The sequence below is a fragment of the Caballeronia sp. GAWG1-1 genome, assembly GCF_023631465.1.
Classification (GTDB): domain Bacteria; phylum Pseudomonadota; class Gammaproteobacteria; order Burkholderiales; family Burkholderiaceae; genus Caballeronia.
Genome location: NZ_JALQDB010000025.1, coordinates 140,734 through 164,317, shown reverse-complemented (window position 1 = coordinate 164,317; position 23,584 = coordinate 140,734). Strand labels below are relative to the sequence as shown.

At 63.2% G+C, this 23,584-nt stretch carries 21 protein-coding genes; 11 read left to right on the top strand and 10 right to left on the bottom strand.

Annotated features, from left to right (window positions below; genetic code table 11):
* Nucleotides 1-54 precede the first annotated feature (54 nt).
* Complete coding sequence (locus tag NCT03_RS15200; protein WP_250493017.1) at nucleotides 55-648, top strand: nitroreductase family protein; 594 nt, start codon at nucleotides 55-57, stop codon at nucleotides 646-648.
* An 87-nt stretch (nucleotides 649-735) separates the two neighbouring features.
* Here the strand turns inward: NCT03_RS15200 and NCT03_RS15195 are convergent, their stop codons facing one another.
* On the bottom strand, nucleotides 736-1,374 hold the full coding sequence (locus NCT03_RS15195) for an NADPH-dependent FMN reductase (protein WP_250493016.1): 639 nt from the start codon (nucleotides 1,372-1,374) through the stop codon (nucleotides 736-738).
* Between the two features lie 260 nt (nucleotides 1,375-1,634).
* Between NCT03_RS15195 and NCT03_RS15190 the strand changes: the two genes are divergently transcribed.
* The 6 genes from NCT03_RS15190 to NCT03_RS15165 all read left to right on the top strand — a co-directional run bounded on the left by NCT03_RS15190 (nucleotide 1,635) and on the right by NCT03_RS15165 (nucleotide 7,856).
* Nucleotides 1,635-2,651 carry an ABC transporter substrate-binding protein gene (locus NCT03_RS15190; protein ID WP_250466347.1) on the top strand — a complete coding sequence of 339 codons (1,017 nt, stop codon included), beginning with the start codon at nucleotides 1,635-1,637 and terminating at the stop codon, nucleotides 2,649-2,651.
* 45 nt (nucleotides 2,652-2,696) lie between these two features.
* Entirely contained in the window at nucleotides 2,697-3,644 is a 948-nt protein-coding gene (locus NCT03_RS15185; protein ID WP_250493015.1) for a TauD/TfdA dioxygenase family protein, read from the top strand.
* An 11-nt stretch (nucleotides 3,645-3,655) separates the two neighbouring features.
* Nucleotides 3,656-5,026 (top strand): LLM class flavin-dependent oxidoreductase, encoded by a 1,371-nt coding sequence (locus NCT03_RS15180; RefSeq protein ID WP_250493014.1) that lies wholly within the window; start codon nucleotides 3,656-3,658, stop codon nucleotides 5,024-5,026.
* 126 nt (nucleotides 5,027-5,152) lie between these two features.
* On the top strand, nucleotides 5,153-6,061 hold the full coding sequence (locus tag NCT03_RS15175) for an ABC transporter permease (RefSeq protein ID WP_250466342.1): 909 nt from the start codon (nucleotides 5,153-5,155) through the stop codon (nucleotides 6,059-6,061).
* On the top strand, nucleotides 6,048-6,827 hold the full coding sequence (locus tag NCT03_RS15170; protein WP_250493013.1) for an ABC transporter ATP-binding protein: 780 nt from the start codon (nucleotides 6,048-6,050) through the stop codon (nucleotides 6,825-6,827). The genes NCT03_RS15175 and NCT03_RS15170 overlap by 14 nt, the downstream gene beginning before the upstream one ends.
* 30 nt (nucleotides 6,828-6,857) lie before the next feature.
* Nucleotides 6,858-7,856, top strand: a complete 999-nt coding sequence (locus NCT03_RS15165) for an ABC transporter substrate-binding protein (RefSeq protein ID WP_250493012.1) — start codon at nucleotides 6,858-6,860, stop codon at nucleotides 7,854-7,856.
* A 37-nt stretch (nucleotides 7,857-7,893) separates the two neighbouring features.
* On the opposite strand, the gene NCT03_RS15160 is transcribed toward NCT03_RS15165, so the two are convergent.
* The 6 genes from NCT03_RS15160 to NCT03_RS15135 all read right to left on the bottom strand — a co-directional run bounded on the left by NCT03_RS15160 (nucleotide 7,894) and on the right by NCT03_RS15135 (nucleotide 15,046).
* Complete coding sequence (locus tag NCT03_RS15160) at nucleotides 7,894-9,132, bottom strand: SfnB family sulfur acquisition oxidoreductase (RefSeq protein WP_250493011.1); 1,239 nt, start codon at nucleotides 9,130-9,132, stop codon at nucleotides 7,894-7,896.
* Between the two features lie 32 nt (nucleotides 9,133-9,164).
* Nucleotides 9,165-10,496 (bottom strand): LLM class flavin-dependent oxidoreductase, encoded by a 1,332-nt coding sequence (locus tag NCT03_RS15155; RefSeq protein WP_250493010.1) that lies wholly within the window; start codon nucleotides 10,494-10,496, stop codon nucleotides 9,165-9,167.
* Entirely contained in the window at nucleotides 10,493-11,704 is a 1,212-nt protein-coding gene (locus NCT03_RS15150; RefSeq protein ID WP_250493009.1) for an LLM class flavin-dependent oxidoreductase, read from the bottom strand. Before NCT03_RS15150 ends, NCT03_RS15155 begins: the two co-directional genes overlap by 4 nt.
* Complete coding sequence (locus NCT03_RS15145; RefSeq protein ID WP_250493008.1) at nucleotides 11,701-13,362, bottom strand: rhodanese-like domain-containing protein; 1,662 nt, start codon at nucleotides 13,360-13,362, stop codon at nucleotides 11,701-11,703. The genes NCT03_RS15150 and NCT03_RS15145 overlap by 4 nt, the downstream gene beginning before the upstream one ends.
* 67 nt (nucleotides 13,363-13,429) lie before the next feature.
* Complete coding sequence (locus NCT03_RS15140; RefSeq protein WP_250493007.1) at nucleotides 13,430-14,167, bottom strand: SDR family NAD(P)-dependent oxidoreductase; 738 nt, start codon at nucleotides 14,165-14,167, stop codon at nucleotides 13,430-13,432.
* Nucleotides 14,168-14,458: 291 nt separating this feature from the next.
* Nucleotides 14,459-15,046, bottom strand: coding sequence for a glutathione binding-like protein (locus NCT03_RS15135; protein ID WP_250493006.1), 588 nt, complete (start codon nucleotides 15,044-15,046; stop codon nucleotides 14,459-14,461).
* A 155-nt stretch (nucleotides 15,047-15,201) separates the two neighbouring features.
* Between NCT03_RS15135 and NCT03_RS15130 the strand changes: the two genes are divergently transcribed.
* Entirely contained in the window at nucleotides 15,202-16,338 is a 1,137-nt protein-coding gene (locus tag NCT03_RS15130; protein WP_250493005.1) for a GGDEF domain-containing protein, read from the top strand.
* Nucleotides 16,339-16,343: 5 nt separating this feature from the next.
* Here the strand turns inward: NCT03_RS15130 and NCT03_RS15125 are convergent, their stop codons facing one another.
* On the bottom strand, nucleotides 16,344-17,054 hold the full coding sequence (locus NCT03_RS15125) for a GntR family transcriptional regulator (protein ID WP_250466325.1): 711 nt from the start codon (nucleotides 17,052-17,054) through the stop codon (nucleotides 16,344-16,346).
* Nucleotides 17,055-17,209: 155 nt separating this feature from the next.
* On the opposite strand from NCT03_RS15125, the gene NCT03_RS15120 reads away from it, so the two are divergent.
* The 3 genes from NCT03_RS15120 to NCT03_RS34115 all read left to right on the top strand — a co-directional run bounded on the left by NCT03_RS15120 (nucleotide 17,210) and on the right by NCT03_RS34115 (nucleotide 20,427).
* Nucleotides 17,210-18,484: a glucarate dehydratase family protein gene (locus NCT03_RS15120; RefSeq protein WP_250493004.1), complete on the top strand. Its 1,275-nt coding sequence runs from the start codon at nucleotides 17,210-17,212 to the stop codon at nucleotides 18,482-18,484.
* A 32-nt stretch (nucleotides 18,485-18,516) separates the two neighbouring features.
* Nucleotides 18,517-19,860 (top strand): MFS transporter, encoded by a 1,344-nt coding sequence (locus NCT03_RS15115; protein WP_250493003.1) that lies wholly within the window; start codon nucleotides 18,517-18,519, stop codon nucleotides 19,858-19,860.
* A gap of 474 nt (nucleotides 19,861-20,334) precedes the next feature.
* The gene (locus NCT03_RS34115) at nucleotides 20,335-20,427 is read left to right on the top strand and encodes a hypothetical protein (protein ID WP_350030150.1); all 93 of its coding nucleotides are present in this window, start codon (nucleotides 20,335-20,337) and stop codon (nucleotides 20,425-20,427) included.
* 121 nt (nucleotides 20,428-20,548) lie between these two features.
* Here the strand turns inward: NCT03_RS34115 and NCT03_RS34110 are convergent, their stop codons facing one another.
* Entirely contained in the window at nucleotides 20,549-22,759 is a 2,211-nt protein-coding gene (locus NCT03_RS34110; RefSeq protein ID WP_350030149.1) for a hypothetical protein, read from the bottom strand.
* 492 nt (nucleotides 22,760-23,251) lie between these two features.
* Nucleotides 23,252-23,581, bottom strand: a complete 330-nt coding sequence (locus NCT03_RS15095) for a hypothetical protein (protein WP_250493002.1) — start codon at nucleotides 23,579-23,581, stop codon at nucleotides 23,252-23,254.
* Nucleotides 23,582-23,584 lie beyond the last annotated feature (3 nt).

Here is a 23,584-nt window from a genome sequence, read left to right as displayed (position 1 = left end):
TTGACTGCCAAGCTTCGCATATGAAGCATGGTCATATCCATCGAAGATAAACGCATGACACATCGTCCCGCTCCAACCGATATCGACATTCATCCGCTGCTTGCAGGCCGCTGGAGTCCGCGCGCGTATGCAGAACAGCCCGTAGCGCATGAACAGGTAGTCGCTGTTCTGGAAGCCGCACGCTGGGCGCCGTCCGCTTATAACGTTCAACCGTGGCGTTTCGTGGTGTTCGAGAAGGGCCAAGATGCAGCGGCCTTCGAGCGCGCATTCGCCACGCTCGTGCCGTTCAATCAGTCGTGGAACGCGCATGCGCAGGTGCTCATCGCCGTTCTTGCGGACACGCTCACGGCCAAAGGCACCATCAATCCAAGCGCGAGTTACGACGCGGGCGCCGCGGGTCTTGCCGTATTGTTGCAGGCGCATGCACTCGGCCTCGCCGCGCATGCGATGGGCGGCTTCGATGCAGCGAAATTCCGCGATACCTTCGCCATTCCCGAGCGCTATCAGGCTTTGAGCATGATCTCCATCGCGCATCATGGCGAGGCAGAGGCGTTGCCCGAAGCGCTTGCCGAACGTGAGCAGGCGCCACGTGCGCGCCTTGCGCTGGACGAGATCGCCAAGTTCGGTGGATGGCCCGAATCGGCTTAGTGATAGTGAGCGCGAACAAGCCGTAGCGCCCATGAAAAAAAGCCTTCGCCACTCATGGCGAAGGCTTTTTCGTTAAAGCGAGGTCGTTTAACTCTGCGCGACGGCCACGCGTCGTTCGACATCGTGATAAGCGTCGCTATCGTGTGCGGCGAATGCGAGCGCAAAGCTCGATGCTTGACGGCCCACGGTGCGCAGCTGCTCGACGACCTTCGGGTCGGAGCACGTATCGGCGGTTTCAAAACGCGTTTCAAGCGTGTTGACGGTCGCACCGAAAGGCGTCGGCCAGCCGCGCAACGCGTGCACGATCGAACGCAGCGACGTCAGCACGGTGCCTGCTGCCTGCCATCCGTAAGCGGTCACGATGCTGCCGACTGCGCGCCCATCCAGATAAGGGCGTTCGTCCTCACGCAGCTCTTCCAGCGTATCCAGCGCGTTCTTGACCAGCCCCGAGATGCCGCCGTGATAGCCCGGCGTCGCGATGATCACTGCGTCGGCGATACGCACCGCCTCGATGAGTTCGTGCTGCTCGTCGGTCAGATTGCGATGCTCAGGCGCGTAGTGCGGCAGGCTATGCAGGAACGCGCCGCCGAACAACTGCACGCGCGCGCCGGATTCCTGTGCGCCGCGCAGCGAAAAAGCCAGCGCACGCTCGGTCGACGATGCCGGCCGCGTCGTTCCGCCGATACCGACAACCAGCGGCTGACGCGATGAGGTGTTTCGAGTCAAGGTGAACGCTCCATGAAAGGTAAAGCAGCGCGCGCGTTCGTTTTACGGCGAGCCGACAGACTAAACATGATAGCCAGCGAACGTGCGTATCGGAACGCATGATTTGCGCTAAGGATATTCAGTAAGCATGTGCAAGTGCCGTGCCGCGCACCTTATCTCGCACGGAGATAACCGTATGGCGTTTTCTTGGTTCGCGCGTGACGAGACGGCTTGTACATTTCATCGTCTTGGCGCGACGAATCCACGGCAAAAATCCCCGCATGACGATCAAAGGCTCAAGCAATCGCAGCATGGCCGCGCTCGCGCTGATCGCATCGATCGCGCTTCCCTTCGAATGCGCGCATGCTGAAGGCGAAGTGAAAGTCGCCGATCAATACGGCATCGGCTCGCTGCTGCTGAAGGTCGTGAAGGACCAGAAGCTCATCGAGAAGGAAGGCGAGCGCGCCGGAATTAAGATCGACGTGGAATGGCACACGCTCTCCGGCGGCGCGGCCGTGAACGAAGCGCTGCTTTCGCGTGCGGCGGATATCGCCACGCTCGGCATCGGACCGCTCATGACGATCTGGGACCGCACGCAAGGTCACCAGAATTTCCGTGCAATCGCGGCGCAAAGCTCGGTTCCGGTCGTGCTCGTTTCGAACGACCCCCGCATTCGCAGCATCAAGGATATCGGTGAGAAGGACCGCATCGCGGTAGTTTCCGTCGCGGTCTCGCAGCAGGGCAGGCTGTTGCAGATGGCATCGGCCAAGGCATACGGCGATGCGAACTACGCGCAACTCGACCGCTTCGAAGTGAACATGCCGCATGCCGATGCAACCACCGCGATGCTCTCGGGCAACTCGGTCATCAACCTGCATTTCTCGAACGCGCCGTATCAGTATCAGGAACTCGACGATCCGAAGATCCACAAGGTCATCAGCTCGACCGACATTCTCGGCGGTCCATCGACGGGCAGCGTGGTCGTGACATCGGAGAAATGGCGCAAGGACAATCCGAAGACCTATGCAGCCGTACGCGCCGCACTTGTCGATGCCGCAAAGCTCGTTACGAGCGACAAGCAACAGGCCGCAGCCATCTATCTTCGTCAGGACGAGTCGAAACTCACGCCCGCTTTCGTCGCACGCATTCTCGGCGACAAAGACGTGAGCTTCACGACGACGCCGCAAAACACGCTGCAATTAGGCGCTTTTCTTTATCGCGTAGGCGTGATTCATCATGAACCGAAGTCCTGGCGCGACTACTTTTTCGTGGACGATGCAAACGCGCAAGGCAGTTGACGCGAGCATCCGCGCCGGCATCAACATCAATCAGGAGACAGGCATATGAACGCAGCCGTCATCGAACACGCAGCGCGTGTCGAAGTGAAGCCGTTGTCCGCGCATATCGGTGCGGAGATCAGCGGTGTCGACCTTACGCGGCCCTTGTCGAAGGACGAGGTCAAGGCCATTCGCGACGCGCTTCTGAAGTGGCGCGTGGTGTTCTTTCGCGAGCAATTCCTGAGTCATGAACAGCATGTCGCGTTTTCCGCGCAGTTCGGCCAATTGACGGTGGGCCACCCTGTCTTCGGTCACGTGGACGGGCATCCCGAGATTTATTCGATCTCCAAGTTCCGCAAGGCCACGCGCTTCGAAGGGCAGTCGGTATTGCGTCCGTGGACCGGTTGGCATACGGACGTCACCGCTGCCGTGAATCCGCCGTATGCATCCATCTTGCGCGGCGTGACCATTCCGCCGTATGGCGGCGATACGCAATGGACCAACCTCGTGGCCGCGTACCAAAAGCTCTCGGCGCCGCTGCGCGCATTCGTCGATGGCCTGCGTGGCGTGCATCGCTTCGCGCCGCCGCAAGGCGCCGCCGGCACCGATGCTTTCGCGAAAGCGGTCGACCAGCACACGCTCGTGAGCGAGCATCCGCTCGTGCGTGTGCACCCTGAAACCGGCGAACGCGCGCTGTATGTAAGCCCGAGCTTTCTCAAGCACATCGCGGGTCTTGCGCCGCGCGAGAGTCAGGCGTTGCTCGAACTGCTGTGGGAACACGTGACGCGGCCGGAATTCACCGTGCGCTTCAAGTGGGAGCCGGGCAGCATCGCGTTCTGGGATAACCGCACGACCGCGCATCTCGCGCCGACCGATATCTTCGATCTGGATTTCGATCGACAGCTATATCGCACGACGCTTGTCGGCGATATTCCAGTGGGACCGGACGGTCAATCATCGGTGGCAATCGAAGGCTCGCCGGTGGGTGCCGCGGCCGCTGTCGCACTCAACTGATCGACGACGCCATGGCAAAACGAAGCGGACAACTGCGCCTGGGCGCGTTTCTTTATCCGACGGGACATCACATTGCCGCGTGGCGTCATCCGCATGCCGTCGCGGATGCCGGCGTCAACTTCAAGCATTACACAGCGCTCGCGCAGGCAGCGGAAGCGGCGAGCTTCGATCTCGTCTTTCTCGCCGATGGCTCCGGCACGCGCGGCGACGATGCCGCGTTCCTGAGCCGCACCGCGCACAGCTATGTCGCGCAGTTCGAGCCGCTTACGCTGTTGTCCGCGCTCGCGGCCGTGACCGAGCGCATCGGGTTGGTCGGTACGGCATCGACATCGTTCAACGAGCCTTATCACATCGCGCGCAAGTTCGCGTCGCTGGATCACATCAGCGGCGGCCGCGCGGGCTGGAACCTCGTCACTTCGTCGAGCGAGCATGAAGCGCGCAACTTCAATCTCGATCAGCATCTCGCGCATGCACACCGTTACGAACGCGCGGAGGAATTCGCCGAAGTGGTGACGGGCCTGTGGGATAGCTGGGACGACGACGCCTTCGTGCGCGACAAAACATCGGGCAGGTATTTCGATCCCGACAAGCGGCACGTGCTCGACCATCGCGGCGAGTTTTTCAAGGTGCATGGTCCGCTGAACGTTTCGCGTGCGCCGCAGGGTCATCCAGTCGTGGTGCAGGCGGGATCGTCTGAAGCGGGCAGGGCGCTTGCCGCGCGCACCGCCGAAGTGATCTTCACCGCGCAGCAGACGCTCGAAGATGCCGTTGCGTTCTATGCCGATGTAAAGGGACGCATGGCGCAATATGGACGTGATCCCGAATCGCTCAAGATCATGCCGGGCGTCATGCCCATAGTCGGACGCACGGAAGAAGAAGCACGCGAAAAGTTCGATGCACTGCAGGCATTGATCGATCCCGTGGTCGGCCTAGCGATGGTCTCGACGCTCACGGGCGGCTTCGATCTCTCGGGCTATCCGCTGGACGGACCCATTCCCGATTTGCCGGAAACGAATGCCAGCAAGAGCCGCCAGGGCTTGATGATCGATCTGGCGCGCCGCGAGAATCTGACCATACGTCAGCTCTATTTGCGCATTGCGGGCGCGCGCGGTCATTGGCAAATCGTCGGCACGCCGGTGCAGGTTGCGGATGCGCTGGAAGAGCGCTTTGTCAATTACGGGGCGGATGGTTTCAACGTCATGGCCGCGTTGCTGCCCGATTCGCTGAATGATTTCATTGAACTGGTGCTGCCTGAATTGCGCCGGCGCGGGCTCTTCCGACACGGCTATGAAGGGCGCACGTTGCGCGATCATCTTGGTCTCGAAAGACCGCGTTCTCGCTATGCGGTGACGCAAGAGGAAACCAGCACGGATCTCGTCTGAATGTGAGCCAGCGGCGCGCAAAACGATATTGCGCGATCCTTGGATAGCATCTGGCAAACCGTTGGTTTGCGTGGGGCAAACACGAACGTAGTATCGGGTGTTCTCTTTCTCACTCGAAGAATGCCCATGAATGCCCCTCGCTTTTCCTCGGCGACACTCGAGCTCGATCCGGGCACGCCGCTCGAACAGCCCGCGCCACGCGCATCCGGCGCACAGACGCTGGTCGAACTGCCCACACGCGAACGTGCCCGTACCACGACACTGAACTGGAAGCTCATCCGCTCGCGCAGTTTGCGCGTGGGCGTGCCCATTGCGATTGTCGTGCTGTGGCAACTCGTGTCGTCGCTGCAACTCATCGCGCCCGAAACGCTGCCGCCGCCGACCGTCATTCTTGCTGCATTGAAGGAACTCGTCGCGGATGGCGAATTGCAGAGCGCTATCGGCGTATCGCTGGCGCGTGCGGCGACCGGCCTTGCCATTGGCGGCGGTATCGGCCTGATTGCGGGCTTGTTCGCGGGACTGTGGCGCGTAGGCGAAGAAGTCGTCGATGCGCCCTTGCAGATGTTGCGCACGATTCCATTCATCGCGCTCATTCCGCTCTTCATCACGTGGTTCGGTATCGGCGAGGGCGCGAAGATCGCGGTCATTCTCGCCGCGACCATCTTCCCGATGTACCTCAACACCTACGCGGGCGTGCGCGGTGTCGATCCCAAGCTGCTCGAAGCGGCCACCGTGTTCGGGCTATCGAGCCGGCAAGTAGCGTTGCGCATCATTCTGCCGACCGCGCTGCCTTCCATACTCGTCGGCTTGCGCTATGCGTCCGCCGTGGCGCTGCTTGCGCTCGTCGTCGCGGAGCAGATCAACGCGCAGAACGGCATTGGCTACATCCTCGTCAATGCGAACCAGAACCAGCGCGCGGACATCATCATCGCGGGCATTCTGGTTTATGCGGCGCTCGGCATTCTCACCGATCTCATCATGCGCGGTCTCGAACATGTCGCGCTTCCGTGGAGGCCGCGCTTTGAACTCGCCTGATATCGATGCCTTGAAGAACGCACGCGATCATCGTGAAATCGCACTCGAATTGCAAGGCGTGAGCCGTCGCTTCGGCGGACGTGCAGTACTCAAGGACGTATCGCTGAACATAAGGCGCGGCCAATTCGTATCGATGCTCGGCGCATCGGGCGCCGGCAAGACCACGCTACTACGTATTCTCGCGGGCCTCGACAAGGCCGATGAAGGACGCGTGCGCGTGGCGAATGCGCGCTCCGTCGTGTTTCAGGAACCGCGTCTCGTGCCGGCGCGGCGCGTGTGGGAGAACGTCGTCATCGGCCATGACAGGTTGGGCGCCGCAAAAAACGACGCACTCGCCGCGCTCGACGAAGTGGGTCTTGCAAGTCACGCGGAAGGCTGGCCAAAGACGCTTTCGGGCGGCGAAGCGCAACGCGTTGCATTGGCCCGAGCGCTCGTGCGCGAGCCGCGTCTCTTGCTCCTCGATGAACCCTTCGCCGCACTCGATGCATTGACCCGCATGCGCATGTACGACCTTGTCGCACGCTTGTGGCGCGCGCATATGCCGGCGGTCGTGCTGGTGACGCATGACATCGACGAAGCCATTCTCTTGTCGGACCGCATTGTCGTGTTGTCGCAAGGCGAGATAAGCGCGGACTTCACCGTGGACTTTCCGCGGCCGCGCTCGCGTGCGGACGGCAACGCCATAGCACTCAGAACAAAACTGCTGGAAGCGCTCGGCGTGACGACAGAAGAACCACAACGAGCCGCGACAGCAAGCGCGGCCTGACATTCCTTTCCTTAACCGACCACTCACTTCATGCGCATCAAGAAAAGCTTAACCGCACTCTTCATTACGGGCTACCTCGCTTTATCGACTTCGGCGTTCGCGGAAGAGCCGCTCACCATTCAGATCGGCACGCAGGATGCCGCGTGGCCATTGATCGTCGAGGCATCGCACGTGCTGGATGGCGCGCCGTACAAGGTCAAGTGGGCCGTGCTCACGGGACCCGCCGCGCAACTGTCCGCGCTCTATTCGAAAGTGCTCGACGTGGGTCTGATGGGCGATACCTCGCTCATCATCGAACAGGGGAATGCGCGTCAGACATGGACGCCGGAGACCGCGCCCTTGCAGATCATCGCGGGATGGCGCAACCCGGATAACGCGTATCCGCCTATCGTCACCGTGGTTCGAAAGGAAGCCAACGTGAAGACGCTCGCGGACCTGCGCGGCAAGACCTGGGGCTACAACTTCGGCGGCTTCAATTATCTGCAATACGTGCTGTCGTATGTGAAGGCCGATCTCAAGCCGAAGGACTTCCAAGCGGTCAAGTTCGGCGATGGCAACGTGTCGGCTTCCGCTTTCAACGCGGGACAGGTGTCGGTTTATTCGGGTGGCTTTGGTCCGGTGAAGGAAGCGGTCGATAAGGGCGATGCACGCGTGATCGTCAAGAGCGACGAACTGGATATTCCAGCGCTCTCGGTGTTCGCGGCCCGCACCGATGTCTTGCGCGATCCCGCGAAGAGCAAGGCCATCGGTGACTTCCTGGGACGTCTCAAGAGCTCGTGGACGTGGTGGGCGCAGAACGTGCCGGCCGTCGAAAAGATCTATGCGGAGAAAATGAAGCAGTCGCCGGCACGAGCGAAGTTCTCGGCGGAAAATGGACGCTCCGTGTTTTATCCGCTCGACAAGACGCTCGTCGCGCGCGAGCAGAAGATTGCGGACACGCTCTACAAGTCCGGCGATATCAAGAACAACATCAAGGTGGATATCGAGTTCAATCCGGTATTCGATTCGCAAGCAGTCGCCGCGCGTTGATACCTGAAGCGGGCGTGCGCAGAACACGCCCGCTTGGTCATTCCTTCACCGCCGTATAAGGATGCGCGTAGCTGAAGGGATCGCACAGCAAGTCGTTCAGCGCATACTGCCCCACCGCGTGATACTTCCAGCGCACGCTGTCATGCAACGTATGCGTGCGCGCATTGCGCCAGTGTCGGTCGAGGTTATGCTCTTCGAGTGTCGATTGCGTGCCTGCAAGCTCGAAGAGTTTGTTCGATGCATCGAGCGCGAGGTGTGTCGTGAGAATCTTGGCTTCCGCCGTCGCGACGATGGCCGCGCTCACTCTGTCACGCGCTGAACCGGGCACACGCGCCGCTTCGATCAACACCGCTGCGCGCTCGGTCAACGCGCGCGCAGCGTGCAGGTCCACGGTCAGCTTGCCGATATCGCGCAACGTGAACGGATCGTCCGTGGCATGTGCGGCGCCACTTCCTCGTGCCGGATGCGCAAGCGTGCGCAAGAAGCGCTTCGTCTCATCGAGCGCGGCACGGCCGATACCCAAGTCGATCGCCGCATGAATCAGCTGCGAAACCGCGTTGCCCGTATCGATCTCGCCGCCTGGCTCGCGACGCACCACTTGCACCGCGTCCACTTCGACATTGTCGATATGCACCCGACCGCTTGCAGTCGTGCGTTGCCCGAAGCCCGACCAGTCGTCGATCACTTCGACGCCGCGCGCATGACGCGGCACGTAGACGAACACGGGCGAGCCATCGTCATCGCGCGCGGCGACGGGTATCCAGTGCGCGAAGAGCGCGCCTGTGGAATACACCTTTTTGCCCGATACGACGAGCCCGCGCGTCGTGCGCCGCACGCGTGTTTCATGCGAGCCCGGCAAGCGATCGCCGGGTTCGGCCGTCGCATTGCCGAGTCGCTCGCCTGCAAGCGCGCGTTCGAAGAAAAACGCCTGCTGCGAAGGCGTGCCGTCGTGCCGCAGGCGTTCCAGATTGGCGAAGTGATTCTGCGGAATCTGGCCGAGCGATGAATCGCCTGCCGAGATATGTTCGAAGACCTGCGCGATGGTCCATACGGAAACATCCGCGCCGCCGAATGCCTTGGGAACCGAGATGCCCCACAGTCCCGATGCGCTGAACGCTTCGAGTTCTTCACGCGGCAAGCGCCGCTCGCGATCTCGCTCCGACGCTTCCTGCGCGAACGCATGTTCGAGACGTTGTGCCGTTTCCAGCGCTTCTGCATCGGTACGAATGCGATGCGCTTCTTGCGTGCGAGTCGGTTGATCCAGAGTAGAAGACATGAAACTCCCTTAGAGGCTCGGACGATAAAAGATCAGGCGGCCTCGCGCCTCTTTGCATACTGGCTGTCGGGACGCGGCAAACCATAATGTTCGCGCAAGGTCGTGCCTTCGTAATCGGTGCGGAAAATGCCTTTGCGCTGCAAGAGCGGCACGACGTGATCGACGAACGCCGCAAGGCCGCTCGGAAACACATCCGCGTTGAGATTGAAGCCATCCGCGCCACGCTCCTCGAACCACTGCGCGATGTCGTTGGCAATCTGCTCGGGCGTACCGACAATGATTCGATGCGCGCCCGGATTGCGATCGAGCAACTCGCGTACGGTCAGGTTTTCGGCCTTGGCAAGCGCAACCGTCGAGTCGATGAAGCCGCGCGGCAAGTCCGAGCGCACGACCTTTTCGATGCGCTCATAAGGCAGCGGCTTGTCGATATGCAGATCAACCGGCGAGAGCCCGAGCGCGCCGGCCAGCCGCGCGACTTCCCGGTCGGTGTCGAGCAGCGCATCGAGTTCGGCTTTATGCGCGCGCGCTTCCTGTTCGGTTCCGCCGACCACCGGATACAGGCCCGGCAACAGCAGAAAGTGATCGGGGTTGCGCCCATGCCGCGCCACGCGTTCCTTCATCTCCTTGTAGAACGCCTGCGCGCTCGGCAGAGTGGTTTGCGCGGTGAAGACCGCATCGGCGAAACGGGCGGCAAGCGCGCGTCCGCCTTCGGACGATCCCGCCTGCACGAGCACGGGCCTTCCTTGCGGACTGCGCGGCACATTGAGCGGGCCGCGCACCGAAAAGTACTGACCGCGATGCTCGATGGCATGCACGCGCGACGGGTCCGCATAACGTCCCGTGGCCTGATCGGCGACGAGCGCGTCGTCTTCCCAGCTATCCCAGAGCTTCGTCACCACATCCACGAATTCTTGCGCGCGTGCATAGCGCTCTTCCGTGGAAAGCGGCGTGTTGAAGCTGAAATTCGCGGCGGCGGCTGCGTCGTAGGTCGTCACGGCATTGAACGCGACGCGCCCGCCGCTCAGGTGATCGACCGATGCGAAGCGCCGCGCCAGATTGAACGGATCGTTGAACGTGGTCGATGCCGTGCCGATGAGACCGACATGCTCGGTCGCGCCCGCGAGCGCGGTGAGGAGCACTGTCGGTTCGAATGATTGCTGCGGACCTTCGGCGTGATTGCGCAGGGCGAGCGCATCCGAGAGAAACACGGCGTCGAGCTTGCCGCGCTCTGCTGTCGTTGCAATCTCCCTAAAGAACGTGAAGTCGATGATCGCGCGCGGGTTGTCCAATGTGCGCCATCCTGCGGGATGCCGCCCGACGCCCGTGATGTTGGTGTTCAGATGCAATTGGCGATGTTTGGTCATGACGTCGTCCGAGGTAAGGAGTTCGCTGCGGGCACGGGCAGTCGCAAGCCCGCATCGACGAGAAGCGGCAACACGGCCTCGCCGAAATACGCGAGGTCCGGTTCGAAGTCGAAGAAGGTGAGTTGCACGCCATCGCAACCGGCGCGCTTCAATGCAAGCAACTGATCGACGATCTGCTCGGGCGAGCCGATCAGATGCAGATTGCCGCCGAGAATGCGCTGCTCGCGCTTGTGATTCGCCCATGCCTTCGCGTCGCTGCGGCCGTGCTGGCCGACGAAGCCGTCGAGCGCGCCTTCATCGGCGTGAGCGACGATGGCATCGCGATACTCGCGCGCCTCGCGTTCGGTCGGCCGGCATACGATGGTCGGATTGATGAGCGTGCGCACGTTGCGTTTCACCCGCGCGGCCTCTTCGCGAATGGTCGCGGTATGCGCAGGCAGGGCGCCGATGGCGTCGTGGAAATCCGCGCCTGCGGGGCTCGTGATGAAGATCAGGTCCGAGTGACGCACCGCGTACGCAATCCCCGCGGGCGACGCGGTCGCATTCACGAGCACCGGCCGATGAAAGCGCGGTCGCGGACTCACGAACGCGTCCTGCAACTGCCAGTGCGGAGAATCGATGTTCTGATTCGCATCGCTGCGCCACAACGAATCGAGCACGGCGACGAATTCGGCCGCGCGTTCATAGCGCGTGTCGTGCTCGATCATCGGCTGGCCGAACATCGCCCATTCGCTTTTGACGTGACCCGTCACCAGGTTGATGCCCCAGCGTCCGCCCGAGATATGGTCGAGCGTCGCGCCGAACTTGGCGAGATGCAGCGGATGCCACGGACCATAGAGCGCATGCACCGTCGAGATCAGCAAAATGCGCTCGGTGACGGCGGCAAGCGCGCTCGTCGCGATGAACGCATCGAGCGATTGCTCACGATACTTGAGCGCGCCGCCATGCCCGTTCTTGCCAAGCCATTGCGCGAGGCCGAAGACCAGATCGAAGCCGAGCGCTTCCGCTGTCTTCGTGAGCCGCGCGTTGTAGTCGAAGCGCCAGTCGGTCGAGCGCGGCAAGGTCGAGATGGACCAGCCGCCGTTCTGAATCGGCAAGAAGAGGCCGAGCATCAACGGTTGCTGAAACGCGCCGTGAAGCGCGCTGCCGGGAATGTCGGCGGGACTCGTCGAACCGTCGAAGACAGGGCGTATCGTCGGTGAAGTCATGATGCCAGGCGTTCGCGGCTGCGCTTGTCCGTGGCCGTCTTGAAGTCCAGCACATCGATCGATGCAATCGCGTCGCGCTCTACCTGTTCGACCAGTTGCAGCTCCCACGCGAGGTACGCATTCATTTGCTCGGCCACGCGTTCCTTCTCGACGTGATACGGGCTATACCACGCGTCGTCGTCGCCAGTCAGGTTGTGCGCGTCGCCGGTTTCGAGCGGCAAGCCAATCGCGCTCCAGCGCGCCGTGCCGCCCACGAGCGCGGCGATCTCCGGCCAGCGCGGCGCGAGTTCGGCGGCGACGAGTCCGGCGAGCAAGCCATCTTCCGAAGTCAGCACGACGGGCGCATCGCGCTTGAAAACGCCCGAGCGCAGGTGGTCTTCCACTGCGCTTGCCGCCACGAAACGTGCGCCCGGCACATGGCCTTTGCGATACGCAATGCTCGCGTCGATATCGATCACTTGCGCGCGACCGGCATCGAGCGCGCGTTGCAGATGATCCGGCTCGATCCAGCGCGTGCGCGCGCCATGCGGACGCACGCGCAACGGCTCGGGACCGGCTTCGAGCGCGTCGTGGGTGAGGGCGGCGCTGGCGGCATCGTCGAGCACGCGGACATCGAGATAGCCGAGTTGCTTGAGCCACGACGCGGTCATGCGGGCGCGCACGCCATCGTCGTCGCGCAGTACCACGCGTGCATGCAGCGTGGCGATGTACTCGTCGGTCGCCTGCACCAGTTGACCGCCCGGCGCCGAACGCCAGCCTGCCGGATGCCCCGCCGCGTATTCGAGCGGATCGCGCACATCGAAGCGATACAGCGTGCGCTCGCCGCTTTCGCGTTCGAGCGCCGCGAGCGTTTCGCCGTTGATCACGGGCACGTTCGCCTTGCGCGCGGCGGCCGCCGCAAGTTCGCGCGCGGTCGCGAGGCTCGCGCCTTCGGGACGCGGTGCGGTGCGAATCTCGCCGTGTTCGAGTTCGAGGCCCGAGAGCAGCCAAGCCATCGAGCCGCCCGTGAGTGCGGCGACCGGATTCGGCACGCCCGCATTGATGAGCGATTGCGCGCCGAGAATACTGCGCGTGCGGCCGGCGCAATTGACGACGATCAGCGTATCCGGCGAAGGCGCCGCCGCAAGCGCGCGATACACCAACTCCGCGCCCGCGCAGTCGATGCCGCCGGGAATATTGAAGTTGTTGAATTCGCCGAAGGGGCGCGAGTCGAGCACGACCAGATCGTCGCCCGCATCCTGACGCGCCTTAAGCGTTTCGGCGTCGATGTTGGGCGTATGCAGCCGATGCTCGATCAGTTCGCCGAACGCCTTGCCCGGCACGTTGGTGCCGCTGAAAATTTCGAAGCCGGCGCGCGCCCAGCCTTGCACGCCGCCATCCAAAATCGACACGTCCGTGTAGCCCCAGCGCGCCAGCAATGCGGCGGCGCGTTGCGCATAGCCGTCCTCGGCGCCTTCGGCATCGACGAGAACGACGGGCGTGCCGCGCCGTGGAGTGAGCCGATCGATCACGAGACCCAGGCGTCCGACCGGCGCGACCGACGAATAGAACAGGCGTTTTTTCGACGACACGCCTTCTTCGCGCACGTCGAGCACCGCGAGTTCATTGTGTTGAGCGATCAGGGTGCGCAATTGCGCGGGCGAAACGAAACGTGACATGAAGAAGGTCCTTGGATGGGTTTCGGTTGACGTGGCGAATCGGGCGCTATGCGTCACGCGTTACGAGTTACGCGTAGGGCGGCCCGCCGCCATCGACATAGAGACGCGAACCGGTGACGAAACGGGCATCGTCCGAAAGCAGATATGCGACCGCGGCCGCGACGTCTTCCGGCGTGCCGGGACCTTCGAGCGCGGTCAGGCGCGTGGGCTCGTTCTGACTTTGCGCGCCGGCGAGCGCATCGAAGCGCGGCGAGCGGATCGGACCGGGCGCGACGGCATTCACGCGCACGCCTTGCGGACCGTAGCGGCGGCCGAGACCTTGCACGAGCAGATCGATAGCCGCGTTTACGCTCGAACCGGGGAAATGATTCGGCGGCGGCGCAATGCCGCCGCGTCCCGAGATCGCCACGATCGCGCCGCGCCCTTGCTTGATGAAGAGTGGCAAGGCGGCGCGAATCGGGCGCACCGAGCCGAGCAGCTTGGCATCGATCACGCTTTGCCAGTCGTCGTCGGTGAGTTCGAGGAAGTCGCCGAAAGTGGAGACGTTGGTGCTGGTGACGAGGCCATCGAGGCGCCCAAAGCGCTCTTCGATCTGCGCAAACGCCGCCTTCACGCTTTTGTCATCGGTGATGTCGACCTTGAGCGGGACCACGTTCGGCGACGCTGCGAACAATCGCTCATCGACGCTGCGTGACGATGCGACGACCGTCGCGCCCGCATCGGCGAGCGTGCGCGCGGTGGCCGCGCCCAGCGCGCCGGAAGCGCCCGTCACCCAGACAACCTGGTCCTTGAATGTGCTGCTCATGGCTTACTCCGATGAATGGTTGGAAAGTACGCGGCGCGCGCGCCCACACAGCCGGTTGTCGAGGCGACCGGCCGAAGATTCGCGGAAAACGTCAGGGAACGAGGCGGGCAGGCGCCGGGGCAACGCGTTCATGCGCGCCGCCCCGGTGTGTTGGTGGCGATGGCGGAAAGGAGCATGGACGAAGTGTTTCGAAAGCGGAGTCGCCCATCTTCGCCTTGCTTGCGGTCATCGCAAACCGATCATTTCAACGATGCTTCTTACCTGATTTCGTATTTGGTTAGATGGTCAGGTTCAAAGCGAAATGCCTTCGTGTTCGAGGGCGAGCTTGACAGCGGGCCGCTCGCGCATGCGCTCGTAGAACGCCTTGAGCTTTGCCGGCACTTCGATGCTCATCTTGTTGGCCCATGTCAGCATCGTGAAAAGGTAAGCATCCGCGACGCTTGCGGATTCCCCGAAGAGATAGTCGCCTTTCATCATCTTGTCGATGAGCGTAAAACGCTGGCCGATCTTCTCGCGCGCCGCCGACGCTTCCGCGTCCGATGTCGGGCGGAACACGCGGCCGAACTGCTTGTGGATTTCGGTCGAGATGAAGGCGAGCGATTCGAGCAGACGCGTGCCGCCTTCATCGTCGGATGGTGCGAGCGCGGGCTTTTGACGCGCGACCCACGAGAGAATCGCGATGTTTTCGGTCAGACGGCGGCCATCGTCCAATTCGACTACCGGCACGTAGCTTTTCGGGTTGATCTCGTCGAATGGACGGCCGTCTTCAGTCAGCTTGGTCTTCAGATCGACCTTCACGCGTTCGAAATCGAGCCCTGCCTCGTGCATGGCAATGTGATCCGCGAGACTGCATGCGCCGGGTGCGTAATAGAGTTTCATCGTGTGCCCCTCCTTGGTTTCGTTGATTTGGCGTCTTGAAGGCGAGCAAGGGTTATGCCGCACGAAAACGTCGCGCCGTGGCTCAAGTTCCACGATTTGGCTGCCGATATACCGGTGTCCTTCTCCCTCGCGCGCGCAGGCCGCGTCGCCCGGTCATGTTCCCCACACCCGACACCGAAACCCTACGTCTTTGCAGCGTGCTTTCGAGCAGCGCGTTCGGACTCGTCTTTGCGCTCGTGCGCTTCGAACCGCGCGCGGAACGCTACTTCGCGCACTGGTCGGCGAGCGCGTTTCTCTATGCGGCGGTTCTGGTCGGCTTCGAGTTTTGGGAAGACCGTTTATTCCTAGATGGCCTGCTGCTGGGCGGCCTGGCGGCGAGCAATATGCTGCTGATCACGGGCATGCGCGCGTTCGACGGCAAGCCGCCTTTTCGCTGGTGGATGCTCGCGCCCATCGCGGGCTCCGTGCTGGTCCACGTGCTTCCCACGTGGATGTTCGGCGCACGGCCGGCGGTGTTCGCCTGGACGCGCGCGGGCGATACCATCGGTATCGCGATATCGGCGCTGATCGCGGGCGCCATGCTCGTGTTGGACGCGCGCCGCCTGAGGAGCCGGGGCGGGCGCATCGCCGGTCTTGCGATGCTCGGTTATCTGCCGGGTTACGCGATCACGCTCGCGGCATTGGCGTGGGGCGACTCGCGCGTGAATTTTCTCGCGGTCATTCCAATGCTTTCGGATCAACTGCTTCTGGCCGTGCTCAATCTTGGCCTGCTCGCGATTCCGGCGGAACGCGCGCAGCAGCGTCTGCGCGACGCCGCGTTGCGCGATCCGCTGACGAGCGTATGGAATCGCGCGGGCTTTGAGCAACACGCGCGGCCGTTGATCGCGCCGGGCGCAACCATCCTCGCCATCGACCTCGATCACTTCAAGCAGATCAACGACCGTCACGGCCATCTCGCGGGCGATAACGTGCTGATGGAACTGGCACGTCTGGCGGGCGCGGAAGTCGGCTCGCTCGGCGGCGAGTTCGGGCGGCTGGGCGGCGACGAGTTCATCGCGATCCTGCCGGAATGGCGCGCGCCTTATGCACAGGCGTGCGCCAACCAGATTCATCGCGCGTGCCGCTCGTTCACGGAAGGCATGCCGGAATGGACGATGAGCATCGGCGTCGCGCAGGTGAGCGAAGGCGAGCAAGGCTTTCAGGATGCGTTGCAACGCGCGGACAAGGCGCTGTATCGCGCGAAGGTCGCCGGACGCGACAAGCTGACCGCTATTGGCGACGCGTGCTGGTAGCGCGCTCAGTCGTCCGCCAGAAAGGTCGGATGACGCGTGCGAATCTGATCGATCTGATGCAGCGTGCCGGACAGATGCTTGCGCAACGCGGCGTCGGCGGCTTCGGCGTCGCCATTCGCGATGGCATCGACGATTTCGGTGTGATCGCGCACCACGGCAAGCGTCTTGCCCTCGACAGGCAAATGCAGCCGCCGCAACCGGTCGATATGGCCGCTCAACCGGCGCACCAGATCCCACAACTGCGGCACGCCGGCGGCTTCGTACATCTGCCGGTGAAACGCCTGGTCTTGTAGCGAGAACTGCTCGTAGTTTTTGAGGTCGCGCAGCTCCATCTGCTTCTCGATGGTCGTGCGCAGCCGCTCCACCAACTCGGCATTGCGCGCGTTCGCCAGCGTGCGCACCACTTCCAGCTCGATCGAGCGGCGCAGGAAATGCGCTTGCAGCGCCGAAGTCACGCTGATGCGGCTAACCACGGTGGCGTGCTGCGGGAAGATGTCGACGAGACCTTCCTCGCCCAGCTTCATCAACGCGTCACGCACGGGCGTTTGGGAAAGGCCATAACGCGCGGCGAGATCGGCGCGCGACAGCACCGTGCCCGGCGCGAGTTCGAGCGAAAGAATGCGCGCGCGCAACTGCTCGAACACTTGCGGCGCGGCGTGGCGCGACCGGTCGAGGCCTTGTCGGGTTGCCGCAGCCGGGGCGTCGATGAGTTTCATGGTGGACTGTTTGATTGCGATATCGCGATTTTAAGGCCTGCAAGAGCGATTTCCGGCCGTATGGCGCGGCAGTGACGATGGGTACTTTCCCCACTGACGCACTAATATATTAGTGTTTATGATGCGGACATCGATTCCACTCCCGGATGATTCCCATGAGCCGCAGCGTCACCATCACGCAAGTCCGCATCACGCCGATCGCCTTTCGCGACGGTCCGCTCCTGAACGCGGCCGGTATTCACGAGCCGTGGGCGTTGCGCGCCATCGTCGAACTGGAAACGAGCGACGGGCGCGTCGGTACCTCCGAAACTTATGGCGATGAGCCGATGCTGCGCGTGCTGGAACAAGCGAAGGAACTGGCCATCGGACTCTCGCCGTTTGAGTTGAACCGCATGGAGGAGCGCGTGCGTGCGAGCATCAAGCCAAGCCCGGGCGCGGTGGAATTCGAACTCGCACCCGGCTCGCACACGGCCAAGAACGCGTCGAAAGTGATCAGCACGCTGGAAGTCGCGATGCTCGATCTGCAAGGGCAAATGGTCGGCGCGCCTGTCGTCGATCTGCTCGGCGGCAAGGTGCGCGACGCGGTGCCGTACAGCGCCTATCTCTTCTTCAAGTATGCGGAACACATCGACAAGCCGTATGCGCCGGATGCCTGGGGCGAAGGCATCAGCCCGCAACAGATCGTGGCGCAGGCGCGCCGCATGATCGATCTGTACGGCTTTCAGAGTATCAAGCTCAAGGGCGGCGTATTCGAGCCGAAGCATGAAATTGCCTGCATGCGCGCGCTGTCCGAGGCTTTTCCCGGCACGCCGCTGCGGCTCGATCCGAACGCCAACTGGACGCTCGAAACGAGCATCGAGGCCGCGCCCGAACTCGACGAACTGCTCGAATACTACGAAGACCCGTGTCCGGGTCTCGCAGGCATGGCGGAACTCGCCAAGCACACGCGGTTGCCGCTTGCGACCAACATGGTCATCACGACTTTCGACGACTTCCGGCGCGGCTGCGAAATGGGCTCGGTGAAGGTGCTGCTGTCGGATCATCACTACTGGGGCGGCCTGCGCGCGACGCAGACGCTTGCACGCATGTGCGCCCTGTGGGAGCTTGGCATGTCGATGCACTCGAACTCGCACCTGGGCATCAGCCTGATGGCGATGACGCATGTCGCCGCGAGTATCCCCAATCTCACTTACGCATGCGACACGCATTATCCGTGGCAGGAAGAGGAAGTCATCAAGGGCGGTCGGGTGAAGTTCGATAACGGCGCGGTGCGCGTGCCGACGACGCCGGGTCTCGGTGTCGAACTAGACCGCGACAGGCTCGCGGAACTGCATGAGCAATATCTCTCGTGCGGCGTGCGCAATCGTGACGACCTCAAGCAGATGCGCAAATATCAGCCGGAATTCACCGGCAAGAATCCGCGCTTCTGAGCGGCACGCACGATCAACGAGGAGACAAGCCCATGAGCAGTTCGACGCCAGATCGCGCGGATGAACCGACGAATCCACTGACGAGCGCCGTCAGCAAGATCAAGTGGCATATCCTGCCGCTCTTCGTCGTGATGTTCATCGTCAATTACATCGACCGCGTGAACATCGGTTTCGTGCGTCAGCATCTGAGCGCTGATCTCGGGATCGGCGCTGCGGCTTATGGACTGGGCGCGGGCTTGTTCTTCGTGAGCTATGCCGTGTTCGAAGTGCCGTCGAACATGCTGTTGCAGCGCTTCGGCGCGAAGGCGTGGCTCACGCGCATCATGATTACTTGGGGACTGGCGGCGGTCGGCATGGCTTTCGTGCGCGGCGAGACTTCGTTCTACATCATGCGCCTGGTCCTCGGCGCGGCTGAAGCGGGCTTCTTTCCCGGCGTGGTGTTCTACTTCACGCGCTGGCTGCCGAGCAATCAGCGTGGCCGTGCCATGGCGATTTTCTTGAGCGGCTCCGCGTTGGCTTCGGTGCTATCCGGGCCGATCTCCGGCGCGCTCATGCTGATAGACGGCATGGGTCTGCATGGCTGGCAGTGGATGTTCCTGATCGAAGGTTCCGCTTCCGTGGTGCTCGCGGCCTTCGTGTGGTTCTGGCTCGATTCGAAGCCGCGCGATGCGAAGTGGCTCACGCGTGCGGAGCAGGACGCGATCATCGACGAGATCGAGCGCGAACAAGTGGAACGTGACGCGTCGCATACCGTCAAGCCATCCACGTGGAGCCTGTTGCGCGATCCGCAGATTCTCATCTTCTGCCTGATCTACTTCTCCGTGTCGCTGACGATCTACGGCGCAACGTTCTGGCTGCCGAGCATCATCCGCAAGATGGGGCACTTCAACGACTTCCAGGTCGGGCTCTTCAATTCGATTCCGTGGATCATCTCCATTGCAGCGATGTACGTCTTCGCCATGCTCGCGGCGCGCTTCAAATTTCAGCAGGCGTGGGTGGCGGTGGTGTTGATCATCGCCGCGCTGGGCATGTATGCGGCGGGGCAGGGCCGCGCGGTGTTTTCGTTCGTGGCGATCTGTTTTGCGGCGATGGGTTTCAAGGCCGCGTCGTCGCTGTTCTGGCCTATTCCGCAAGGCTATCTCGACGCGCGCATCGCGGCGCCGGTCATCGCGCTCATCAATTCGCTCGGCAATCTCGGCGGCTTCGTGGCGCCCGCGACCTTCGGCTTTCTCGAGCAGAAGACGGGATCGATCGAAGGCGGCCTCACGGGGCTCGCCGCGATGTCGGTCGTGGCCGCGGCGCTCGTCTTCTTCGCGGCCATGAAGCCGCGCGATGGACGCGGCGTGATGATTGCAAAGGCGGGGCGTTCGCACTGATTGTGGCGTCCGGCGTCAGGCGATACGCGCCGCACGTCGTTTCGATTCATCGCGCGGCCTGGCAATGTTGGAATGCTTGGCCAGCGCATCGACTACGTTCGGCCATCGCTTGGCGCGTTTCTTCCGTACTCAAACCGATATGCCGATTTCGCAGGCATGTTCTAGTGCGCCGCCGAACTTATCGGCCGGCTCGCGAGCAGCTTTGTCGAGCTTGCTTTCGCTGCTCGTCCGATGCGTATGCGTCTTGCGCGCGCTTGGCATGCCTCGCGTCACGCCGAGCCTTATCCGCAGGGCGATTCCCGCGCGGATCTTTTATGCGCTTTCGAGGCATCCGATGTGGCGCGTGCTTTGATCGATTGAGCCGAGCGTCTGACAGGCAGGAAGCCCGTGATCGACGTCGCGCTGGCTGCGCTCGTTGGGCATTGAGAGTTACCGGAGGGTGCGGCGTTCGCGTTGTTCTCCATCGCGCGAAGCGTGGGATGGATGGCGCATTCGATGGAGCAGATCGAGGAGGGAAGTTTGTTGCGGCCGCGGGCGCATTGCATCGGGCCCGCGGTTGTCGATTGACGTTTGAATCCGTTTGATGCTGCAAAGGCAGCATTGGGTACTTTTAGCGCTTTGCGTTGGCTTCGCTTTTGATTCGCGTCGACCGGATTGCGGTCCGATCGACGCGTTTGTGAAGGGTGGGTTAGCGGCCGCCTGCTCCACCACCACCGCCGCCGCCGCCACCACCGCCACCACCACCACCGTGACCACCGCCGCCGTTGCCGTGGCCACCGCTGCTGCCCGCGCCGCCGCCATTGCCGTGACCGCCGCTGCTGCCATTGCCGTGTCCGCCGGTGCTACCTGCGCCGCCGCCATTGCCATGACCGCCATCGCCGTGGCCGCCAGCGCTGCTGCCGTTGCCACCGCCATTGCCATGACCGCCGTCGCCGTGGCCGCCGCCATCGCCGCCGCCATTGCCATGACCGCCGGTGCTGCCGTTGCCGCCGCCGTTGCCATGACCGCCGTCGCCATGGCCACCGCCATCGCCGCCGCCATTGCCATGACCGCCGGTGCTGCCGTTGCCACCGCCGTTGCCATGACCGCCGTCGCCGTGGCCACCGCCATCGCCATGACCACCAGCGCTGCTGCCGTTGCCACCGCCGTTGCCATGACCGCCGTCGCCGTGGCCGCCAGCGCTGCTGCCGTTGCCACCGCCATTGCCATGACCGCCGTCGCCGTGGCCACCACCATCGCCGCCGCCATTGCCATGACCGCCGGTGCTGCCGTTGCCGCCGCCGTTGCCATGACCGCCGTCGCCGTGGCCACCACCATCGCCGCCGCCATTGCCATGACCGCCGGTGCTGCCGTTGCCACCGCCGTTACCGTGGCCGCCATCACCGTGGCCACCACCATCGCCGCCGCCATTGCCATGACCGCCGGTGCTGCCGTTGCCGCCGCCGTTGCCATGACCGCCGTCGCCGTGACCGCCATCACCGTGACCGCCGCTGCTGCCGTTGCCACCGCCGTTACCGTGGCCGCCGTCGCCGTGGCCACCATCGCCATGTCCGCCGTCGCCATGACCGCCATCACCGTGACCGCCGCTGCTGCCGTTGCCGCCACCGTTACCGTGACCACCGTCGCCGTGACCGCCGTCGCCGTGACCGCCGTCGCCGTGACCGCCGTCGCCGTGACCACCGTCGCCATGACCACCGTCGCCGTGACCGCCATCGCCGTGACCGCCATCGCCGTGACCGCCGTCGCCATGGCCGCCGTCACCGTGACCACCGCTGCTGCCGTTGCCGCCACCGTTACCGTGACCGCCGTCGCCATGGCCGCCGTCACCGTGACCACCGCTGCTGCCGTTGCCGCCACCGTTACCGTGACCGCCGTCGCCATGGCCGCCGTCACCGTGACCACCGCTGCTGCCGTTGCCGCCACCGTTACCGTGACCGCCGTCGCCGTGACCACCGTCGCCGTGGCCGCCGTCGCCGTGACCACCGTCGCCGTGGCCGCCATCGCCGTGACCGCCGTCGCCGTGACCGCCGTCGCCGTGACCGCCGTCGCCGTGACCGCCGTCGCCGTGACCACCATCGCCATGACCGCCGTCGCCGTGACCGGAGCTGCCGCCGCCATGGCCCGTGCTACCACCACCCGTGCTGCCACCGCCCGTGCTTCCACCACCCGTACTGCCACCGCCCGTGCTACCACCACCCGTGCTTCCACCGCCCGTGCTGCCACCGCCCGTGTTGCCACCGCCCGTGCTTCCACCACCCGTGTTGCCACCGCCCGTGTTGCCACCGCCCGTGCTGCCACCGCCCGTGCTGCCACCGCCCGTGCTGCCACCACCCGTGCTGCCACCGCCCGTGCTGCCACCACCCGTGCTGCCACCACCCGTGTTGCCACCGCCCGTGCTGCCACCGCCCGTGCTACCACCACCAGCGCCTACACCACCCGACCCCGTGCTCCCGCCACCCGAACTCGAACCCGACCCAGAACCAGACCCCGTACTACCGGAACTCGAGCCACCATGCGAACCAGTCGACCCCGCACCTTGCCCTCCGGTCGATCCCTGACCAGCCGCCGTTCCAGCACTAGCGGTTCCACTACCCGTGCTCGCGCCATTGCTGCTCGAAGTACCCGCAGCACCAGCGGATGTCCCGCTCCGGTTACCCGCTGGAAGTCCAACCATCCGTCCCGGCAAAACGGCGGCTTGAGCGCGCGTTTGCGGGTCCGTTGCAGCAGACACCGCCGCCGGCGCAACCCCGATGACACCATTCGCGCATGCCGCCGATGTCAGGTTATTGCAAGCCTCCGTGGCTATCTGAGCATGTGAAAGATTCGACACCGCAGCCGCGATAACGATCACGCTAAGCTTGAGCGCCGTCCTCAATTTGTATTTGTTTGGGTTCCTCATGTCTTCCCCGTAGTTTGGCTATCGCGACGCTTCGGTGAGGCGTTTAACGCGATGTGGGGCAAGAATGGCAGTCTCAGGATGTCGTTCTGTGCGTTACTCAACCTAGCGCCGGGCGGCCATGTAGCAGGGCGTGCGCGACCTCTCAGAAAACGTTTGCATAAGCCACAAAAGACACGGTTGCAGTTACCACGTGGAGCCGATCATCAGCGGAAATTTTGCCTTGCCGCAATGGGAGAAATGCATCGATCAGCAACGGGAGAATCGTGAAAATAGTCGGCATCCTAACTAATAGGAGGAACATCGAACGCACGTAGGAGCACGGTCGAGCACTCGGAACGAATGCTAGTTGAAAGTTAATTCGATGGTTATTCGAAAGCTTCAATGACAGTCGATATGCGGTCCACACCGCATAACTTCCTCAAGCGCGTAATAAAAAAAGCGGCGGTGTCCGAACCATCGAACACCGCCGCATTGCGCTCAAGCGATCGGTTATCAGAAGCCCTGTCCACCGCCGCCATTGGTTGAAGGACTCGTTCCACCATTCGAACTACCGCCGCCCGATCCGGTTACGCGCGGCTGCATGCCGCCCGAGCCCTGATTCGTGCCACGACCCGCGGCACTCGTGCCGTTATAGGACCCACCCGTTGCCGATTTACCAGTAGTGATATCGGCGGTGCCCGAACGAGTCATATCGCTATTGACCTGTCCGGGGCTGGCCGGACCATGACTCGCACCCGGCTGTGTCTGCGCGCTTTGCGCGACCGCCGCGCCGGACAATCCCGACATGAGTGCGCATAGAACGAGTTGCTTGCTGATCTTCATGGC